A 20,598-nucleotide genomic window follows, 5' to 3' on the forward strand; every position below is an offset into this window, starting at 1 on the left:
GACATGAAGCCGCCGGGTTCGGGGGTCTTGGAGACCCCCGAACCCGGCGGGGTGGCCGGTCACACCAGGTGCGGCGTCAGCGCGTCGCCGATCGCCCGCAGCGTCTCCTCGGGCTGCTCCAGCACGGCGAAGTGGCCGCCGGCCAACGGATGCAGGCGGAAGCCGCCCGTGGTCTGGGCGGCCCAGCCGCGCAGGGAGTCGAACTCGGCCTGGCGGTCCTCGGTGCCGCCGATGGCCAGGATCGGCACCTCCAGCTCGGGCCGGGGCATGTAGCGGTAGGCGACCTTGGCGGTCAGGTCGGCGCGCAGCGGCGGCATGATCATTTTCAGGATCCTCCGGTCGGTCAGGTACTGCTCGGGGGTGCCGCCGAGGTCCCGCAGCAGCGCGATGATCTCCTCGTCGGTCACGGCGTCGTCGGCGAAGTCCTCGCTCTGCGGGGCGGAGAAGCCCGACACGACCAGGTGCACGGGCATCGGGCCGCCCAGGCCGCGGATCACGTGCAGCAGCTCGAACGCCGTCAGCGCCCCGAAACTGTGGCCGTACACGGCGTACGGCGCGTCCTGGGCGTCGGCGAGCAGCGCCTCGGCCAGTTCGGCGGCGAGGTCGGGGATGCGGTCGTACGGCGTCTCCCGCAGCCGGGTCTCCCGGCCGGGATACTGCACGGGCAGCACGCTGACGCCCGGGATCCGGCCGATCCACGGCCGGAACGCGGACGCCGAGCCGCCGGCGTGCGGCAGGCAGTACAGCCGAAGGCCGCCCCCGGTGTCCGGAAAGGGCAGCCAACGGCTGTGACCGACGGTGGCGGTCACTCCACCACCTCCATCACCACGTAGCCGGGCGGCGGCTGGATCTGGCTCAGGTCGGCGGCCAGCACCACGTGCTTGCCGTCGCGGGACGCCTCGCGGAAACCGCTGAAGGCGTAGGTGATCTGCATCATCCGGTTCCGCCCGGTCTCCACGAAGTCGGCCCGCAGGCCGGCGCCGGCGGCCCGGGCCAGGCCCATGATGTGTCCAAGCAGGACGGTGCCGACGCCGCGGGACATCACCCGGCACGACATCAGCATCATGTTCAGCCGCCAGTCCGGGGATCCCTTCTCCACCAGGGCGAGCCCGATCTTCCCGTACGAGCCGAACCGGTCGGTCAGCGACGCCACCAGCAGCAGGTGGTCCGGCGACTCCCGCAGCTCGTCCAACTCGTCGTAGGAGTACGTGCGGCCGGTGGAGTTCAGCTGGTTCGTGCGCACCGTCAACTCCTCGGCGCGCTGCAGGTCCTCCCGCCGGGCCGGCGCGATGGTGAACGTCATGCCCAGGCTGGCCAGGAACTCCTCGCTGGTGCCGACGAAGTCGGACTCGATCTCGTCCCGCGCCAGCTGGCTCTGGTACATGCCCCGCCGCTGCGCCGATTCGTCCGTGACGAACCGTGGCCGGAACTCCGGGCGTCGCAACACCTCGTCCATCACGGCACTGTCCACACAGGTCACCTGCGGCAGCGCGTGCCCGACCTCGGCCAGCTCGAACTCCTGGTCGTCGACGAACGCGAACGCGTCCAGCCCCAGGTTGAGCTTGGCGGCGATGCGCTCGATCGACGAGGACTTGGCGTTCCACGAGATCTGCGGGAACAGGAACATCTCGGCCAGGCCGAGCTCGGTCAGCTTGGCCATGGCGGCCTCGTGGTCGTTCTTGCTGGCCACGGAGTTCAGCACGCCCATCGCGTCCAGCCGGTGGATGTGGTCCACAACGGACTGCCGGACGGCGACCGCGTCGTCCTCCAACAGAACGCCGTCCCACAGCGTGTTGTCGAGGTCCCACACGACACACTTGATCTTGCCCTGGGCCGGTTTGGTCCAACCCCGTTCGTCCAACGCTGCGGTGGTCACGGCTCCCACTTCCGGTAGGCCTCGGCAGCGATGGTCATCCGCTGGATCTCCGTGCTGCCCTCGATGATCTCCATGACTTTGGCGTCCCGGTAGAACCGCCCGACCGGGAACTCCGGGCTGCACCCGTTGGCGCCGTGGATCTGCACCGCCTCGGACGCGTGCCGGGCGGCGGCGGTGGACGCGAAGTACTTCGCGATCCACGTGGCCATGATCGTCGCGGCGTCGCCGCGGTCCTTGAGCCGGCCGGCCTCGGCCAGCAGCAGCCGGGCGGCGCGCACGTCGGTGACCATGTCCGACAGCTTCGCCTGGATCAGCGGCAGGTCCCGCAGCGCCGTGCCGCCGACCCGGCGCTGCGCCGCGTACGCCGAACACGCGTCGATGCAGGCCTGGATGATGCCGACCGAACCGGCGGCCACGCTGTAGCGGCCGAGGTCCAGCGTGCCGGTGAGCACCATGCCGGAGGCGAAACCACTCGGCCCCAGCAGGGCTTCCGGCCCGAGCACGACATCCGAGAACGCGATCTCGGCCAGCATCGACGACCGCGTGCCGAGCATGTCGTCGATCGGGTTCACCAACACGCCGGGGGCGTTGCTGGGCACCAGCAGCGCGATCGTGCTGGCCGGCCCCTGGGCGAACACCAGGAACAGGTCGGCCCGCTGACCGTTGGTGGTCCACTTCTTCACGCCGTTGAGCAGCCAACCGCCGTTGTGCGGCACGGCGGTCGTGGTGATCGCCGCCGTGTCGCTGCCGGCTCCCGGTTCGGACAGGCAGAACGCGCCGAGCGTCCGGCCGGTGGCCAGCTCCGGTCCCCACTGCTGGATCTGCGCGTCGGTGCCGAAGCGTTGCAGCGCCCACGACAGCATGGTGTGCACGGTGAGCAGGCTGCGCACCGACGAGCAGCCGCGGCCGACCTCCTCGTGGATCTCGCCGAGCGTCACCATGTCGATGCCGGCGCCGCCGAACTCGGGCGGCAGGAACGGGGCCCACAGGCCGGCGGCGGCGATCCGGTCCAGCAACTCCTCCGGGATCGCGCCGGCCCGGTCCCAGGCGTCCGCGTCGGGCCGGATCTCCGAGTCCACGAAGGACCGCGCGTACGCCCGGTCGATCGCGGGGGCCAACTGCTGGGTCATGTCACGCTCCTTGTCAGACGACCGCGGACCGCAGGCCGTCCACCAGTTCGGTCATCGCCTTGGCGGTGCGGAAGTTGTCGATGCGCAGCTCGTCGTTGGGGATGGTGACGGTGAACTCCTTCTCGATGAACATCACCAGCTCCATGGCGAACAGGGAGTTGATGTAGCCCAGGGAGAAGATGTCCTCGGTGTCGGTGATGTCCGCCTGCGGGAAGCGGTTGGTGATGAAGGCGAGAATCCGCGCCGTGGTGTCGTTGCTCATGTCGCTGCCCCTCAGCTGTTGTAGGTGTAGAAGCCACGGCCGCTCTTGCGTCCGTGCAGTCCGGCGTCGGTCATCTGCTTGAGCAGCGGGCACGGCCGGTACTTGCTGTCCGCGTAGTGCTCGTAGAGCACCTCGACGCTGTAGAGAATGGTGTCCACGCCGATCAGGTCGGCGGTCTCCAGCGGCCCCATCGGGTGGCCGAAGCAGCCGCGGAACACGTCGTCCACCGATTCGGCGGTGGCCACACCCTCGTGCACCAGGTACGCCGCCTCGTTGATGGTCAGCATCAGCACCCGGTTGGACACGAAGCCGGACGCGTCCTTCACGTCCACCCAGCGCTTGCCCATGCTGGTCAACAGGTCCCGGGTGCGCTGCAGGGTCTCCGGCGTGGTGTGGAAGCCGGGGATCAGCTCCACCACCGGCTTGGCCGGCACCGGGTTCATGAAGTGCACGCCGACGACCCGCTCCGGGTGGCCGCCCACGGCGGCGATCCGGGTGATCGGGATCGCGGAGGTGTTGGCCACCACCACGGTGTCGGCCGGCAGGATCCGGTCCAGCTCCGCGTGCACCTCCCGCTTGATCTCCCAGTTCTCGGTGACGTTCTCGATCACCAGCTCCGCCTTGGCCAGCGCCTCCAGGCCGACGGCGGTGGTGATGCGGGCCAGCACCTCGTCCGGGTCCAGGGTGGGGCCGCCCATCATGCGGGACAGGCGGCAGTTGCGGTAGATCGCGGTCCGGGCGTCGGCCAGGACCTCGTCGCTGGTGTCGACGAGCACGACGTCGTGCCCGCCGGTGGCCACGTTCTGCGCGACGCCGATGCCCATCACACCCGCGCCCACCACGCCGATCACTGCCATGACTGCTCCGTTTCCGTGTTGGTGTCCAGGACCTGGGCGACGAGCGCCCGCACGGTGGGCAGCTCGAACAGCGTCGCGGTGGGGACCGAGACGCCGAGGCGTTCCCTGACCAGCGCCAGCATGTGCAGCGCGATCAGCGAGTTGCCCCCGAGGTCGAAGAAGTTGTCCCGCGTCCCGACCGGTTCCACGCCGAGCACGGACGACCAGATGTCGGCCAGCGCGCGCTCGTTGTCGTCGCCGGGCGCCACAAACGGTTGCGGCAGCTCGGGTCGCGGGTATCGCTTGGTTGTCGTCTGTTGCCGGGGCAGGGTGTGGACGGCGCTCCTGACCGGCAACCGGTCGTTGAGACCGCCGGCGGCGACCACGAGCCGGCCGCCGTGCCCGACCACCCGGTCGAAGGCGTTGAGTGCCTCGGCGCGGGTCATCGCGTGCTTGGCCATGGTCGCGCCGATCCGGCCGTCCAGCCGGTCGAGCGTGCCGGGCCAGGTGTCCCAGGCCGCGCACGTCCAGTTCTCGTTGCGGGCCAAGGCGGTCAGCGCCGCGTTGGCCGCCGCGTACGCGCCGAGTGTCACGCCGCCGAGCACGGACGAGGTGGACGAGAACAGCACGCACCAGTCGGGGCGGTGCGGCTCGGGCAGTGTGGCGATGATCGTCGCCAGCACCCGTGCGCCTTCGACCTTAGCACCGAAGTGCTGCGCGACAACGGATTCGCCGCTTTGTGCCAACGGGACGAGTTCGCTCGGGCCGGCCGACGCGGCGGCGTGCACCACGCCGTCGATCCGGCCCTCCTCGAACAGCGCCCGCATGGCGTCCACGTCCGTGACGTCGATCCGACGGACCTCCGCGTTCGGCACGTCGATCTCGCCGCCGCCGCGGCTGGTGAGGATGATCCTCTTCGCCCCGGCGTCCGCGAAGTGCTGCGCCAGTTGGCGTCCGACCGTGCCGAGACCGCCGGTGACGAGATAGGTGCCGCCCGGCTTGAGCGTGGCGGCGCTCGGCGTGACGGGCTCGTAGTCGGGGGAGTAGCGGCGGTCGGCTCGGTGCGCGACCAGCACGGCGTCGGTGGGGCGGGTCAGCTCGGCGGCAAGCGCTTGCGCCGCCTCGGTGACCGTGTAGGCGGGGTCGAGATCGACGTTGCGCGCCTCCAGGTTGAGGTATTCCTGGTTGGCGACGACGGGAAGCGCCGCGATGGCCGCTTGGATCGGCGACACCGGCTCTCCGCCGACCGCCTGGCCGCCGCGCGTCACGACCAGCACGGTCAGGTCCTCGCCGGTACTGAGCGTCCGGGCCGTGCCGGTGACGGCGGTGACCTCGTCGACGGCGTCCAGAGCGGACAGATCGACGACGGTTCCGTAGAGGTCGCCGCAGCTCAGCTCGGCGTCGAAACCGGACTGGCACAGCAGTTCCGTCAACGCCTCGCCGACACCGCCGGCGTCCGGGACGATCACGAACTGTGCCGGCTCGGCGGCATCACCGGCCTGCGCCGGCCGCCAGCGCTGTGCCAGCAACTCGACGTTGTCCCTGACGACGGGCTTCGGCGCGTCAATCCAGTACCGCTCGCGCTGGAACGGATAGGTCGGCAGACCGACCCGGCCGAGCTCGCGATCGCCCTGGTAGCCGGCCCAGTCGATGGACACGCCGGCCAGCCACAGCCGGCCGGCGGCCTCGGCCAGCACCGACTCGCGGCGGTCGTCGGCGGCCGGCACGGTGGAGACGATCAGCGGCCAGCGGTCCGGCGCGCAGTCGCGGTGGCCGCGGACCATCGCGCCGAGCGACTGGCCGGGGCCGATCTCCACCAGCGCGAGGTCGCCCTGCGCCAGCACGGTGGCCACCGCGGTGTCGAACTGGACCGGGGCGCACATGTGCTCGGCCCAGTACTCCGGGGCGGGGGCTTCCGTGACCAACTGGCCGGTGACGTTGGAGACGTACGGGATGGTCGGCGCGTGCAGCGTGACGTTCGCCTTGATCCACTCGGTCAGCTCGTCCCGGATCGGGGCCAGCATGCGGGAGTGGAAGGCGTGCGTGGTGGCGAGCGGGCGGCAGGGGATCGAGTCCGCGGCCAACTTCTCCTTCAGCTCCGTGATCGATTCGCCGGATACGACCGTCAGCTCCGGGCCGTTGATCGCCGCGATGTCCACGCCGTCGAGCCGGTGCCGGAGCTCCTCGGCGGAGCGGGGGATGGCGGCCATCGCGCCGCCCGGCAGAGCGTTGATCAGCTTGGCCCGGTGGGCGACCAGCCGCAGGGCGTCTTCCAGCGACAACACGCCGGCCAGGCAGGCGGCGACGTACTCGCCGAGGCTGTATCCGACCAGCACGGACGGCTCCACGCCCCAGGACCGAACCAGCTGCGCCAGCGCGTATTCGACGGCGAACAGGGCCGGGTGCAGGCAGTCCGTGGCGTCGGCGGTCGACGTGGTGGCGCGGCCCATGAGCTGCGCCAGCCCGGTGGAGGTGGCCTTGCGCGGGGTGAGCATCTCCTGCAGCGGTTCGAGGCCGACGATCTCCATGCAGGCGTCGATGGCCATGGCGAAGACCGGCTCGGTCTCGTAGAGGTGCCGGGCCATGCCGGGGTACTGCTCGCCCGCGCCGGCGAGCAGGAAGCCGACACCGCGGTCGGTCCGGCCGTCGTGGCGGGTCAGGAAGTCGCCGTCGCGCAGCTTGCCCGCGGCTTCTTGCGCGTCGCCGGCGACGACGATCCGGCGGTGCGGGAACACGGACCGGCCGTTCTGCAACGTGTTCGCCACATCGGCCAGGGAGTCCTCCGTCGCGGCAAGGTGATCCGCGAGCCTGGCGCCCATCTCGTCGGCGGCCTTGGCGTTTCGTGCCGACCAGACGAGGAGCTCCTGCCGCGGCGACGGATCCCGGACGACTGTCGGCGCTTCCTCGACGATCACGTGTGCGTTGGTGCCGCCGATGCCGAAGGCGCTGACGCCGGCCCGGCGCTTGCGCTCGCCGCGTGGCCAGGGCTGCGTTTCCGTGACGACTTCGAGGTTGGCGCTGCCGGTCGCGAGCTGCGGGTTCGGGGTCCGCAGGTTCAGTGTCGGCGGGATCTCGTCGCGGTGCAGGGAAAGCGCCGTCTTGATCAGTCCGGTCACGCCGGCGGCCCGGTCGAGGTGGCCGACGTTCGTCTTGATGGAGCCGATGCGCAGCCGCTCGCCGTGGAAGACCCGTTGCAGGGCAGCGATTTCCGACGCGTCGCCCAGGGCCGTGCCGGTGCCGTGCGCCTCGACGTAGTCGATGTCCGACGGCTCCAGGCCGGCCGCCGCCAGCGCCTCGGCGATCACCGCGGCCTGCCCCTCGACCCCTGGTGCCGTGAAGCCGACCTTGCGGCCGGCGTCGTTGTTGACGGCCCAGCCACGCAGCACCGCGTACACGCGGTCGCCGTCGGCGAGCGCGTCTTCCAGGCGCCGCAAGGAAACCACGCCGACACCGCCGCCGAGCGGGGCGCCGAGGCCGGCCGCGTCGAAGGCCCGGCACTCGCCATCCGGCGGTGCGATGCCGCCCTCCTGGTACAGGTAGCCGACCTGGTGTGGCACCGCCAGCGACACGCCGCCGGCCAGCGCGAGGTCGCACTCGAAGTTGGCCAGGCTGCTCGCCGCCACACACACCGCCACCAGCGACGTCGAGCACGCGCTCTGGATCGCGAACGCCGGCCCGGACAGGCCGAGCAGGTGGGCGACGCGGGTGGCGAGCGTGTCCTTCTCGTTGGCCAGCGCCACCGCCATGTCGCCCATCTCGCGGGCGGCCCCGGCCGGCGCCAGGTTGTTGATCAGGTACGTGCTCCAGGCCGTGCCGGCGAAAACCCCGACCGCGCCGTCGAACCGCGCCGGGTCGCAGCCGGCGTCCTCCAGCGCGTGCCAGCAGTGCTCCAGCAGCAGGCGGTGCTGCGGGTCGAGGATCTGCGCCTCCTTCGGGTTGATGCCGAAGAAGCCGGCGTCGAACTCCTCGACGCCGTCGATCACCGCGCCCGCCTTCACGTAGGCGGGGTCGTCGATCAGCTCCGGGGACACGCCGTTGGCCAGCAGCTCCGCGTCGGTGAACCGGCGGATGCCGGACCGGCCGGCGCGGATGGTGGCCCACAGCTCGTCGACGTCGGCGGCGCCGGGGAAGCGGCCCGCCATGCCGACCAGGGCGATGTCGGTGCTCTGGATCTCGTCGCTCACTTCTGCCTCGCCGGTTTCGTCGATCTCCGCCGCCATGTCTTCCTCACCTCTGCCTCGCCCGCCGCCGGCGCTCGCCCCGCGACGCCCCGACCACCGGTTTGGGCTGGTCAGTGGCCGTCAGCTCGGTGGCGAACGCCGCGACCGTCGGGTGCGCGAACAGCACGGCGGGGGCGATCGGCCGGCCGACGACCTTCTCGATGGCGGTCACCATCGCCATCCCGACCAGCGACGTCCCGCCGAGGTCGAAGAACGGGTCGTGCACGCCGATCCGGTCGATGCCGAGGAACTCGCCCCAGATCTCGGCGATGGTCGTCTCGAGTTCCGTGCGCGGCGGGGCGTAGTCGGTGCGCAGCGGCGGCCTCGGGAACCGGGTCGACTCGGGCGCGGAGGCGGTCTCGACCAGGTCGGCGAGGTTGCTCAGCGCGGTCCATTCCCGTTGCGCCGCCGGGAGTTGCTGGCGCATCGCGACCACCGTGCCGTGCACGCCGCCGACGATCCGGTCCAGCATCGCGAGCCCGGCGGCGTCGCTGAATCCGTTGCGCCGGCGGTAGGCGGCGCGATCGGCGATGGCTTCGCTGCCGTCCTGCCATGCGTCGTACTGCCAGTGTCCCCAGGTGACCGTGACGACCTGTGTGTCCGAAGTGGACGCCAGTGCGGTGCCGTAGGCGTCGAGCACGGTGTTCGCGGCGCAGTAGTCGCCCTCGCCGAGGCCGCCGAGCACCGTCGACACGCTTGAGTAGAGGATCACCTTGCGCGGCGGCGTGTCGGAGGCGATCAGCTCGGCGATCGGCTCCAGGGCGTGGACCTTCGGCGCCAGCACGGCATGCGCCTCGTCGAGGGTCTGCCGCTGGGCGAGGCCGCTGCCCGGGACGCCGGCCGCGTGCACGATGCCGTCCAGCGATCCGAAGTGCTCCCGGGCCTGCGTGATTGCCGCACGGAACTGCTCGGGGTCGCCGACATCGGCCTTGATCACCAGGACCTCGGCGTCGATGCCGTCGACGGCGTCGCCACTGCGGCTGACCAGCGCCAACCTGCGGACGCCGTGGCCGGCGAGGTGCTTGGCCAGCCGGAGCCCCAGGCCCCGCGTGCCGCCGGTGACCAGGTACGTGCCGTCCCAGCCGGGGTCGCCGGACGGCGTGATCTCCGCGTACCCCTTGAGCCAGCGGCGGCCGTTGCGCCAGCCGATCAGCGCCGGCTCCGCGGCCGCGTCCTCGTACGACCAAGGCCCGCGCCGGAGTTCCTCGGCCAGCCTCTGGGCCGACTCCAGCGGGTCGGAGTCCGGCGCGAGGTCGATGCCGCGCCAGCTCAGGCCCGGGTACTCGGCGCGGACGCCGCGGCCGAGGCCGTGCACGATGGACCGATACGGGGTGGGCGTATCGCCGCCGACGATCTCCGCCGACCCGTCGCTGACCGTCAGCAGCCGGACGCCGTGCTCCTTGGCGGTGCCGGCAAGCGCCTGCACCGCCAGCAGCAGCGTGTCGAAGCCGTGGGCGATCGCGCTGTCCGGGGAGTCGGCGAGCAGGCTCCACAGGTGCACGACCTGGACCGGGCCGTCCGCGTTGAGGATCTCTCGGTACAGCTCCGGCACGGTCGGGTCGATCACCACGCGCCGCCCGTCCCGGCGGCGACCGGTGCCGGGCGCGACCTCGACGACGCGCATGCCGGCGGCTTCCGCGATGTCCGCGAGCCGGCCGCCGATGCCGGAGTCGTCGGCGAACACGACCAGCGTGCCGGCGAGTTCGCCCAGCTCGGGGCGGGTCGGGTCGGTGCGCCAGACGGGGCTGTAGAGCAGGCCGTTGGTCGTGGCCGCCGACTTTTCGGTGGCCTGCGGCCAGTATCGGGTGCGCTGGAACGGGTACGGCGGCAGCGACACGAGTCGGCCGCCGCGGTTCAGCGCCGCCCAGTCGAGGTCGACGCCGATCTCCCAGAGCCGGCCGCACGTCTCCAGGACGCTGACGTTCTCCTCCGGCCGGTCGACCGCCGGCCACGGGGCCGGCAGCGTGCCGAGGACCGTCGGGCGGGCGGTGGTGTTCTGCCGCACCAGGCCGCCGAGCGTCTGCCCGGGGCCGAGCTCCACGTACGCGTCGGCGACGAAGTTCTGGACACTCTCGGCGAACCGCACCGGCTGGCACAGGTGATCCGCCCAGTACTGCGGATCCGTCGCCTGCGCCTCGGTCAACACCGTCCCGGTGGCGTTGGAGATGATCGTGATGCTGGGGGCTCGGCGCTCAACGGTGGCGATCAGCGCCGCCAGTTTGTCCTGCATCGGCTGCAGCAGCGTGGAGTGGAACGGGTGCGCGCTGCGCAGCGTGCGGTTGGCGATCCCGTTGGCTCGCAGTTGTTGCGAGACAGCGTCGATGTCGGCCGGCGATCCACTGAGGACGGTCATCTGCGGGCCGTTCAACGCCGCGATGTCCACCGGCAGGTCCCCGAGCTGTTCGGGTCCGGCCGCCGCCGCGAGCATCCGGCCCGCCGGCGCCGACTCGATCAGCCTGGCCCGCTCGGTGACCACCCACAGCGCGTCCGACAGCGTGAACACGCCGGCGATGCAGGCGGCCACGTACTCGCCGAGGCTGTAGCCGACCAGCAGATCCGGCTTGACGCCGCGGTGGTCCAACAGCCGGGCCAGCGCGTATTCGACCGTGAACAGGAACGGGTGCGCGATCTCCGCGTGGTCCATCACGTCGTCCGAGGGGCCGCCGCCGAACAGCGACGGCACCTGCACCTCCGCCGGCGGCTCCGCGAAGAACACCTCACGGAGGTTCACCCCGCACCGGTCCTCAGCGATCGCCAGGCACTCGTCGACGGCTCGGGCGAACACCGGCTCCTGCTGGTAGAGCGCCTTTCCGAGGCCGCGGTACTGGTCGCCGACGCCCGGCAGCAGGAACGCCACCTTCGGCTTCTCGTGGTTGGCCCGGACCGCCGGCTCGGCGGTCGTGAATCGAGCCTTGGCATCCGCGGTGTCGGTGGCCACGATCGCCCGGCGGTACTCGTGATGCGTACGCCCGGTTTGCAGCGTGTGAGCGAGGTCCCCGAGATCGGCCGTTGTGCTGCTCAGCGCGTTGAGCCGGTTCCGGAGAGCCTCTTGCGAGGCCGCCGACACGGGCAGCAGCGCCAAGCCTTCGACCTCGGCTGCCGGCTTGGGGTCGACCGCTTCGAGGATGACGTGGGCGTTCGTGCCCGACCAGCCGAAGGAGCTGACTCCCGCGATCGCCCCACCCGGCAGCTCGGTGAGTTCCGTCGCCGGCCGCACCGCGTCGCTGGCCACGACCGCCTCGGCCGGCTCGCTCATGTTCAGGTTCGGCGGCACCACACCGTTCTCGAGGACGAGGACGGTCTTGATCAGGCCGGCGATCCCGGCGGCAGTATGCGTGTGGCCGACATTGGTCTTGACGGCGCCGACATGCAACGGGGCTTCGCGCTTCCCGAACACGTCGTTCAGTGCGCCGAGTTCGATCTCGTCCCCCAGCGCGGTGCCCGAACCGTGCGCCTCGACGAACGCCACGTCGTCGGGGGAGACCCGCGCGGCCGCGTGGGCCCGGCGAATGACGTCCACCTGCGCGCTGCGGTTCGGGGCGGTCAGGCCGTTGCTGCGGCCGTCCTGGTTGACCGCCGAGCCGCGGATGACGGCCCGCACCCGGTGCCCGTTGCGCTCCGCGTCGGCCAGCCGGGTCAGCAGCACCATGCCGCCGCCCTCACCCATCATGTAGCCGTTGGCGCCCGCGTCGAAGGTGTTGCAGCGGTCGGCCAGCAGCGCGTTGGAGCAGCTGTAGATGTACAGGAACTCGTGCAGGGCAAGGTATCCGCCGCCGACGAGCACGTAGTCGCACTCGTTGTTGCGCAGCGCCTGCACGGCCAGGTGCACGGCGACCAGCGACGACGAGCAGGCGGTGTCCAGCGAGAACGTCGGCCCGTGCAGGTCGAAGTGGTACGCGATGCGGCCGGCGACGACGCTGCCGAGGCTGCCCTGGCCCATGTACGGGTCGGTGTAGACGTCGTCGCCCTCGCGGTCGTGCTCCAACTGTCCATACTGGAATGCGTCGGAGAAGCCCAGCAGCACACCGGTTCGGCTGCCCGCAAGCGTTTTCGGTGGCGTGCCGGCGTCCTCCATCGCCTCCCACGCCAGCTCCATCAGCAGCCGCTGCTGCGGGTCCATGCGCAACGCCTCGCGCGGCGGGAAGCCGAAGAACTCCGCGTCCCAGCCGGCGACATCGGGCAGGAAGGCCCCGGTCTTGGGCTGGTACAGGGTGTTGTCCTCGGCGTTCGGGTCGTGGTCGAACCGCCCGGGCGGGAAGTCGGTGATCTCCGCCGCCCGGCCCGCGCGCAGCAGGTCCCAGTAGGACGCCACGTCCGGCGCGTCGGGGAAGCGGCAGGACATGCCGATGACGGCGACGGGCTCGTGCTCCCTCGCGTCGGCCTCCGCCAGCCGGCGGCGCGCGTTCGCCAGGTCCACGGTGACCCGCTTGAGATACTCCCGGAGCTTGTCCTCGCCGGCCATAGCAATCCCTTTCACAGCTGTGTGTCGATGAAGGCGAAGATCTCCTCGTCGGAGGAGAGATCAAGGCCGGTCTCCGGGACGAGGGTCTGCAGCGTCTCCTGCAGCACAGCGGCCAACCGGTCGCGGCCGTCCTCGTCCAGTGTGGACAGTTCGATCCGGCCGAGCGCCTCGTGCAGCAGGTCCTCGGGCGACGGCTCGGCCGGCACCAGCTCGCCGGCCAGGTACTCGGCCAGCTTGGTCACCGTGGGGTGGTTGAACACCAGCGACGCCGGCAGCCGCAGGCCCGTCTCCGCGCCGAGCTTGTTGCGCAGCTCGACCGAGGTGAGCGAGTCGAGACCCTGTTCCCGGAGCGGCTTGTCCGGATCGACCGTGGCGGCGGAGCGGTGCCCGAGCGCCACGGCGACCTTGTCCCGGACCAGCCGGAAGATCGAGTCGGTGTCGAACCGCGTCGGCGCGGCCTCGACCGTGACGGTTCGGCGCGGCTTGAAGATGGTGCGCAGCACGGCCGGCACGTCGTCGCCGTCGCGGCGCCAGCGCGCCGCCACGAGTTGGGCGTTCGGCTCGCGGATGGCCGCGTCGAAGATGTCCAGCCCCTGTTGCACGCTCAGCGGCGCCACCCAGGCGACCTTGTCCACGTGCGCGGTCATCGTGGTCGGCAGCGCCCACAGGCCCCAGGCGATCGACGTCGCCGGCAGGCCAAGGCTCTGTCGGTGCGCCGCAAGCGCGTCAAGGTAGCTGTTGGCAGCGGCGTAGTTGCCCTGGCCGGGGTTGCCGAGCACGCCGGCGACCGAGGAGAACAGCACGAACGCCTTGAGGTCCGGGATCAGTTCGTGCAGGAGCCAGGCCGCGTCGGCCTTGGGCTTGAGCACCGCGTCGAGCTTCTCGGGCGTCAGCTCCGTGACGGTCGCGTCGTCGAGGACACCGGCCGCGTGGATCACGGCGGTGATGCGCCGACCCTTGATCAGCTCGGACAGTTGGGCGCGGTCGGAGACGTCGCAGGCCACGACCTCGCCGGGCAGATCCGTTGTGCCGCCGCGCCGGGACACCAGCAGCAGGTCCGTGATGCCCTGGGAAGCCAGGTGCCGGGCGACCAGTGCGCCGAGGCCGCTCGTGCCGCCGGTGATCAGCACGGTTCCGTCGCCGAGGTCCTGAGTGGACTCGGAGTTGGCGTGCCGGACGATTCGTGGCACCAGGAACTTGCCGTCCCGGACGGCGAACTGCGGCTCGTCGGTGGTCGGGACCTCGTCCTCCGCGCAGTCGGCCAGCACGAACCGGCCGGGGTGCTCCGACTGCGCCGAACGGACCAGCCCCCAGATCTTGGCGCCGTCCAGTGTGGACGGATCGGCGAGGAACACCAGCCGCTCGTCGGTGTCCTTCTCCACCCACTGCTGCACCTGGGCCAGCACGCCGGCGAGGTCGCTCGGCTGGGCAACGGTCAGCGACGCCGTGCCGGTTGGCTCGGCCTCGACCCAGTCGACCCGGTACAGCTCCGCCGTCGCGACGCCGCCCTTCGGGGCCGGCGCCAGGGTCAGCGACTCGACGCCGCCGATCTGCGTGCCGGATTCGTCATAGAGAGCAAGGGATCCGTTGCTCAGGCGAACACGGAGCTTGTCCGCGCCGCGGCCCGTGAACCACACGCCGGACCAGGCGAACGGCAGCTGCAACTCGTCGGCGTCGAGCACGAGGATGTGCAGGGCGGCGTCCAGCAGGGCAGGGTGCACGGTGAAGTCGCCGGCATCGGGGACTTCCACCTCGACGAGAAGATCGTCCCCGTCACGCCAGGCGCTCCGCAGGCCCTGGAACGCCGGCCCGTACTCGTATCCGCTGGCCGCCAGCCGGTCGTAGGCGTCGGTGAGGTCGATCGGCGTGCCGGTCGGCCAGGTGTGCAGCCGGCCGGCGACGCGGGGGCCGTCGGCGAGGAAGCCGGACGCGTGCTTGACCCAGTCGCCGTCGGTGCGGGAGTGGATGGCCAGCGACCGCCGGCCGTTCTCCTCGCCGCCGACCGTGACCTGGAGCTGGACGGCGCCGGTCGCGGGGAGGACGAGCGGGGCGTGCAGGGTCAGGTCCTCGATCTGGTCGCCGTCGGCGGCGGTCAGTGCGAGGTCGACGAAGGCAGTGCCGGGCAACAGGACCGTGCCGTTGACGGCGTGATCGACCACCCAGGGGGCGCTGTGCCGCGACACCTTGCCGGTCAGCAGCCGGCCGCCGGTGTCCGCGACCGGGACGGCCTCGGCGAGCAACGGGTGGCTGCCGCTTTCGGCGTTGTGCAGCCAGAATCGCTGCCGGTCGAAGGCGTACGTGGGGAGATCGACGTGCTCGGTCACCGGTCCGACGATCTTCGGCCAGTCCACCGGCGCGCCCAGCGTGTACGCGGTGGCGGCGGCGATCAGGAACTGGTGCTGGCCACCCTCGTTGCGGCGCAACGTGCCCACGGCCGTGCCGTCCACGCCCTCGTCGGCGAGGATCTCCCGGACGGCGCCTGCCAGGATCGGATGCGGGCTGACCTCGATGAACAGCGGCCGCCGGTGGTCGCGGAAGGCCCGCACCGCGGTGTCGAAGCCGACCGGGTCGGCCAGGTTGCGGTACCAGTAGTCGGGGGTCATCGCCGTGCCGGGGATGAACTCGCCGTAGCAGGTGGAGCAGATCTTGGTAGTCGCCTCGGCCGGTTGGAGGCTGCCGATCTGCCGCAGCAGCTCGTCGCGGACGGCCTCGACGTGCGGGGTGTGCGCCGCGTAGGCGACGGGTGTGCGGCGAAGCTGCACGTCATCGCCCTGGGCGGCGACGAATTCGTCGATCGCGTCGAGGTCGCCGGCGATCACCGTGGCGGACGGGCCGTTGTCCACGGCCACCCACAGCTGGCCCGGCCAGGGAGCGATCCGCTCGCGAACCTCGTTCGCCGGCAGCCCGACCGCCAGCACGCCGCCCGTGCCGTCGAGCGCCCCGACGATCTGGCCGCGCAGGGCGCTGATCTTGGCGGAATCGGTCAGCGTCAGCGCCCCGGCCACGGCCGCCGCGGCGATCTCACCCTGGGAGTGCCCGACGACCGCCGCCGGCTCGACGCCGATCGACCGCCACAGCTTCGCCAGGGCCACCATCAGCGCGAACAACACGGGCTGCACGACATCGGTGCCTTCCAGCGAAGGCGTTCCCTCCGTCAGGACGTCGATCACCGACCATCCCGTGTGTGGTTCGAGCGCCTCAGCGCAGCGCTTGAGCTCCTGCGCGAACGTCTCGTTCGCACGCAGCAACTCCACCGCCATGCCCACCCACTGCGCCCCCTGACCAGGGAAGACGAACACCGGCGTGACCTCGCCGGTCGCCTCCCCGGTGACCAGCGCCGGATGCGGCTCGCCGTCGGCCAATGCCCGGAGCGCCTCCCGCAGCTCGTCACGGGAGGACGCCAGCACCACGGCTCGATGGGCGAAGGAGGGCTTGCGCGCCAGCACCTTGGCCGCTGCCTGGAGGTCGCCGGTCTCGGCGAAGGCGGCCAGCCTTGAGCCCTGCGTGCGGAGCGACTTCTCGCTCCGTGCGGAGATCACCCAGAGCAGGGGACCGTCGACCGATGCGGGCCGGGCCGGCTCAACTCCCTCCACGATGACGTGCGCGTTCGTGCCGGAGATGCCGAAGCTCGACACCGCTGCCCGCCGCGGGCCAGCGGGCCACTGCTGGGCCTCGGTCAGCACCCGGCCGTTCCCCGACTCCCACTCCACTTTGGACGTCGGCCGGTCGACGTGCAGGGTCCGCGGCAACACGCCGTGCCGCATCGCCAGCACCATCTTGATCACGCCGGCGACACCGGCGGCGGCCTGGGCGTGGCCGATGTTGGACTTCACCGAGCCGAGCCAGACCGGGCGGTCGGCGGGGCGGTTCTGGCCGTAGGTGGCGAGAATGGCGTGCGCCTCGATGGGGTCGCCGAGAGCGGTGCCGGTGCCGTGCGCCTCGACCACGTCAACGTCCGCAGTGGACAGACCGGCGTCGGCCAGCGCCTTGCGGATCACCTGCTGCTGCGCAAGGCCGTTCGGCGCGGTCAGGCCGTTGCTGGCACCGTCCTGATTGACGGCGATTCCCCGGATGACGGCCAGCACCTGGTGGCCGTTGCGCTCGGCGTCGGACAGGCGTTCCAGCAGGAGGACGCCGGCGCCCTCCGAGAACGAAGTGCCGTCGGCGTCCTCGGAGAATGCCTTGGCCCGGCCGTCGACGGACAGGCCGTTCTGGCGGGTGAACTCGACGAGGTTGCCGGGGTTGGCCATCAGCGTCGCGCCGCCGGCCAGCGCCAGCGAGCATTCCCCGCGCCGCAACGACTCCACGGCCAGCTGGATCGCCACCAGCGACGACGAGCAGGCGGTGTCGATCGTCAGCGCGGGGCCGTTGAGGCCGAAGGTGTACGCGATGCGGCCGGAGGCGACGCTCAGGGCGGTGCCAGTCATGAGGTGGCCGTCGACGACGCCGGTCGGCTGGTGCAGGCGCGGGCCGTAGTCCATGGCCATCGCGCCGACGAACACGCCGGTGGACGAGCCGCGCAGGTCGGCGGGGTCGATGCCGGCGCGTTCCAACGCCTCCCACGAGACTTCCAGCATCAGCCGCTGCTGCGGCTCCATGGCCAGCGCCTCGCGCGGGCTGAGCCCGAAGAAGGCGGCGTCGAATGTGTCGGCGTCGTGCAGGAATCCGCCGTTGCGCGTCACGCACGCGCCGTCGAACAACGCGTCCAGGTCCCAGCCGCGGTTCGACGGCAGCGGCGTGACGGCATCTTCGCCGGATGCGATGAGCCGCCAGAACTCCTCCGGCGAGTTGGCCCCGCCGGGGTAGCGGCAGCCCATCGCGATCACGGCAATCGGGTCCGACCCCGGCGCTTGTGCCGGCACCGACACCTGCTGGTGCGCCGGGTTGCCGGGCTCGCCGGCCACCTGCCGCCGCGCGACAGTGGCCGGTTCGCCCGCCATCCCTTCCGGCTCGCCGGCCGCGCGCAGCGCCTCGACCACCCGCTGAGGGTTCGGATAGTCGTAGAGCAGCGAGGTCGGCAGCTTCCGCCCAGTCTGTGCCGAGAGCTGGGCGCGGAGGCGCATCAGCGAGTTCGAGTCGAACCCGAGTTCCTTGAACGGACGTGTCACGTCGATCCCCGACGCGTCCTTGTGTCCCAAAACGTTCGCGACCGCGGCGAGGACCGTCTCCCGCAGATCACCCGTCGGCGCAACCGTTTGCGCCGCGGCGACTTCGCCGTACCAGTGGCGTTCCCGCTGGAACCGGTACGTCGGCAGGTCGACCTTGCGGCCCTTGATCGCCCAGTCCACCGGCGCGCCGCCGACGTACGCCTCGGCCAGCGCCCGGCGGATCCGCTCGGTGCCGCCCTCGTCGCGACGGAGCGTGCCGATCACCGCGACCTCGTGGCCGGCCTCGTCCGCCGTCTCGTCGATGCTGTTGAGCAGCAACGGGTGCGGGCTGCACTCGATGAACCGGCCGACGCCGTCGGCGAGGGCCCGCCGCGTCGCGTCGATGAACCGGACCGGCTGTCGCAGGTTGGCGAACCAGTACTCGGCGTCGAGTTCCCTGGTGTCCAGGGGTTCACCGGTGACCGTGGAGATGAACGTGACGTCGGTCGCTTGTGGACGGACCGCCGCGAACAGCGGCAGCAACTCGTCCCTGAGCACGTCAACCGCGGGGGAGTGGGACGCGTACGCCGCCGGCACGATCTTCGTCCGGACGTCGACCAGCTTCTCCTGCACCCCGGCCAACTCGTCCGCCGGACCGGCCAGGACAACCGACCTCGGGCCGTTCACGGCGGCGATCGTCACCCCCGGCGGCAGCACCTTGCCCACCACCGACGCCGACGCGCCCACCGACATCATGCCGCCGCCGGTCAACCTCCCCGCGATCCTGCTCCGCAGCGCGATCACCCGCGCCCCGTCTTCCAGCGACAACGCCCCGATCGCCGTTGCCGCGGCGACTTCGCCCTGCGAGTGCCCGAGCACCACATCCGGGGTGACTCCGTTGGCGCGCCACACCGCCGCCAGCGACACCATCACCGCCCACAGCGCCGGCTGCACCACATCCACCCGGCTCAGATCACCCGCGTTACGAAGCACCTCCAGCACGTCGAAGTCGACGAACGGCTCCAACGCCGCCGCGCACTCCTCCAGCCGGCTCGTGAACACCGGCGACTCGTCGAGCAACGCCTGCGCCATCTCCACCCATTGCCCGCCCTGCCCGGGGAAGACAAAGGCGGTCGAACCCGGCGAAACCTTGCCCACCACGACGTCTTCCGACTCCAGCGTCGTCAGCTCGCCGAAAACCACCGCTCGGTGCTCGAACTGGGTCCGGGTGTGCAGGAGCGAGTACGCGACATTGCCGTCCACAATGGACGAAAGCGCTTGCGCTTGGGCGCGAAGGGCCTGCGGGGAGCGCGCGGTGATGATGATGGGGCCGTCCACCTCGGCGACCGGGTGCTCTTCGCGAGGCCCCTCCGCCACCACCAAGTGGCAGTTGGTCCCGCCCACGCCGAACGAGCTCACACCCGCGACCCGCCGACCCTGCGGCCACGCCTGCTTCTCCCGCACCACATCCAGGTTCAGCTCGCCGAACGGAATGTCCGGGTTCGGCGTCTCGAAGTTCAGGCTGGCCGGCAGGACACCGTTGCGCACGGAGAGGATCACCTTGAGCAGCCCGGCAATCCCGGCCGCGCCCTCCAGGTGCCCGATGTTGGTCTTCACGGAGCCGACCAGCAGCTTCCGATCCGCCAACAACACAGCGCCGAGGGCACGGGCCTCGATGGGGTCGCCGACGCGGGTGCCGGTGCCGTGCAACTCCACGTATCCGACCTCGGCCGGCGTAACGCCGGCTTGAGCGTGGGCGAGGCGGATGACCTCCTGCTGGGCCTCCCCATGGGGCACGGTCAGCCCGTCGCCGCCGCCGTCGTTGTTGACGGCGCCGCCGAGGATGACGGCGTGGATCCGGTCGCCGTCGGCGACCGCATTGGGCAGCGGCTTGAGGACGATGACGGCCCCGCCCTCGCCACGGACATAGCCGTTGGCGCGGGCATCGAAGGTGTGGCAGCGGCCATCGGGGGACAGGGCCCCGAACTCGGCGACGGTGTCGGTGCCCTCGGGCAGCAGGTTCAGGTTGACGCCGCCGGCCAGGGCCAGCGAGCACGAACCGCGGCGCAGCTGCTCGCACGCGACCTGCACGGCGACGAGCGAAGACGACTGGCCGCTGTCCACCGCGAGGCTGGGGCCGGTCAGCCCGAGCAGGTACGAGACGCGGTTGGCGATGAGGCTGCGGTGGGTGCCGGTGAGGGAATGGGGGCCGGCCCCCACCTGGGAGTGCAGGAGCGCGTAGTCGCCGTTGATGGCTCCGATCACGACGCCGGCGGCTTCGCCGCGCAGCGAATCGGGCGCGATCCGGGCGTTCTCCAACGCCTCCCACGACAGTTCCAGCACGAGCCGCTGCTGCGGATCCATTGCCGCCGCCTCGTTCGGCGAAATGCCGAAGAAAGCGGCGTCGAAACGGTCCACGTCGGCGATGAAACCGCCACGGCGGAACTCCGTCACGCCGGGCCAGCGGCCGTCCGGCGGCTCGGTGATCGCATCCGTGCCGGCGTCGAGCAGCCGCCAGAACTGCTCCGGGTCGGCCGCGCCCGGCAGCCGGCACGCGATTCCGACCACGGCGATCGGCTCGTTCGCAGCCATGCCAGTCATTCGCTCACCGCCGTCACGAGGGGGGAAATTCGCTGCCGATCGTGCGGTGCGCGGAATGCGGCGGGCAAGGCGGTCGCGGCGGCAGGAAAAGGCCGGCAACTAGTGGACAGCGAGTGCTCACGCG

The 20,598-nt window shown here is 71.3% G+C and carries 8 protein-coding genes; all 8 read right to left on the reverse strand.

The genetic code is table 11. The features are described from left to right. Positions 1 to 59: 59 nt before the first annotated feature. From BJ998_RS34905 to BJ998_RS34940, 8 genes are read right to left on the reverse strand one after another with little or no spacing between them, the layout of a single operon-like run. Positions 60 to 809 carry a thioesterase II family protein gene (locus BJ998_RS34905; RefSeq protein WP_184867565.1) on the reverse strand — a complete coding sequence of 250 codons (750 nt, stop codon included), beginning with the start codon at positions 807 to 809 and terminating at the stop codon, positions 60 to 62. Beyond that, positions 806 to 1,876 carry an HAD-IIIC family phosphatase gene (locus tag BJ998_RS34910; protein WP_312890471.1) on the reverse strand — a complete coding sequence of 357 codons (1,071 nt, stop codon included), beginning with the start codon at positions 1,874 to 1,876 and terminating at the stop codon, positions 806 to 808. The genes BJ998_RS34905 and BJ998_RS34910 overlap by 4 nt, the downstream gene beginning before the upstream one ends. Then, positions 1,873 to 3,006 carry an acyl-CoA dehydrogenase family protein gene (locus tag BJ998_RS34915; protein WP_184867566.1) on the reverse strand — a complete coding sequence of 378 codons (1,134 nt, stop codon included), beginning with the start codon at positions 3,004 to 3,006 and terminating at the stop codon, positions 1,873 to 1,875. Before BJ998_RS34915 ends, BJ998_RS34910 begins: the two co-directional genes overlap by 4 nt. Before the next feature lie 13 nt (positions 3,007 to 3,019). Then, positions 3,020 to 3,268 (reverse strand): acyl carrier protein, encoded by a 249-nt coding sequence (locus tag BJ998_RS34920; protein WP_184867567.1) that lies wholly within the window; start codon positions 3,266 to 3,268, stop codon positions 3,020 to 3,022. Positions 3,269 to 3,279: 11 nt separating this feature from the next. After that, positions 3,280 to 4,125, reverse strand: a complete 846-nt coding sequence (locus BJ998_RS34925) for a 3-hydroxyacyl-CoA dehydrogenase family protein (protein ID WP_184867568.1) — start codon at positions 4,123 to 4,125, stop codon at positions 3,280 to 3,282. Next, positions 4,116 to 8,324 (reverse strand): type I polyketide synthase, encoded by a 4,209-nt coding sequence (locus tag BJ998_RS34930; RefSeq protein WP_184867569.1) that lies wholly within the window; start codon positions 8,322 to 8,324, stop codon positions 4,116 to 4,118. Before BJ998_RS34930 ends, BJ998_RS34925 begins: the two co-directional genes overlap by 10 nt. 7 nt (positions 8,325 to 8,331) lie before the next feature. After that, complete coding sequence (locus BJ998_RS34935; RefSeq protein WP_184867570.1) at positions 8,332 to 12,786, reverse strand: type I polyketide synthase; 4,455 nt, start codon at positions 12,784 to 12,786, stop codon at positions 8,332 to 8,334. A gap of 11 nt (positions 12,787 to 12,797) precedes the next feature. After that, positions 12,798 to 20,474 (reverse strand): type I polyketide synthase, encoded by a 7,677-nt coding sequence (locus BJ998_RS34940; protein WP_184867571.1) that lies wholly within the window; start codon positions 20,472 to 20,474, stop codon positions 12,798 to 12,800. Positions 20,475 to 20,598: the final 124 nt, after the last annotated feature.

Origin of the sequence: Kutzneria kofuensis (genome assembly GCF_014203355.1) — a bacterium.
In the GTDB taxonomy this organism is placed as follows: Bacteria; Actinomycetota; Actinomycetes; order Mycobacteriales; family Pseudonocardiaceae; genus Kutzneria; species Kutzneria kofuensis.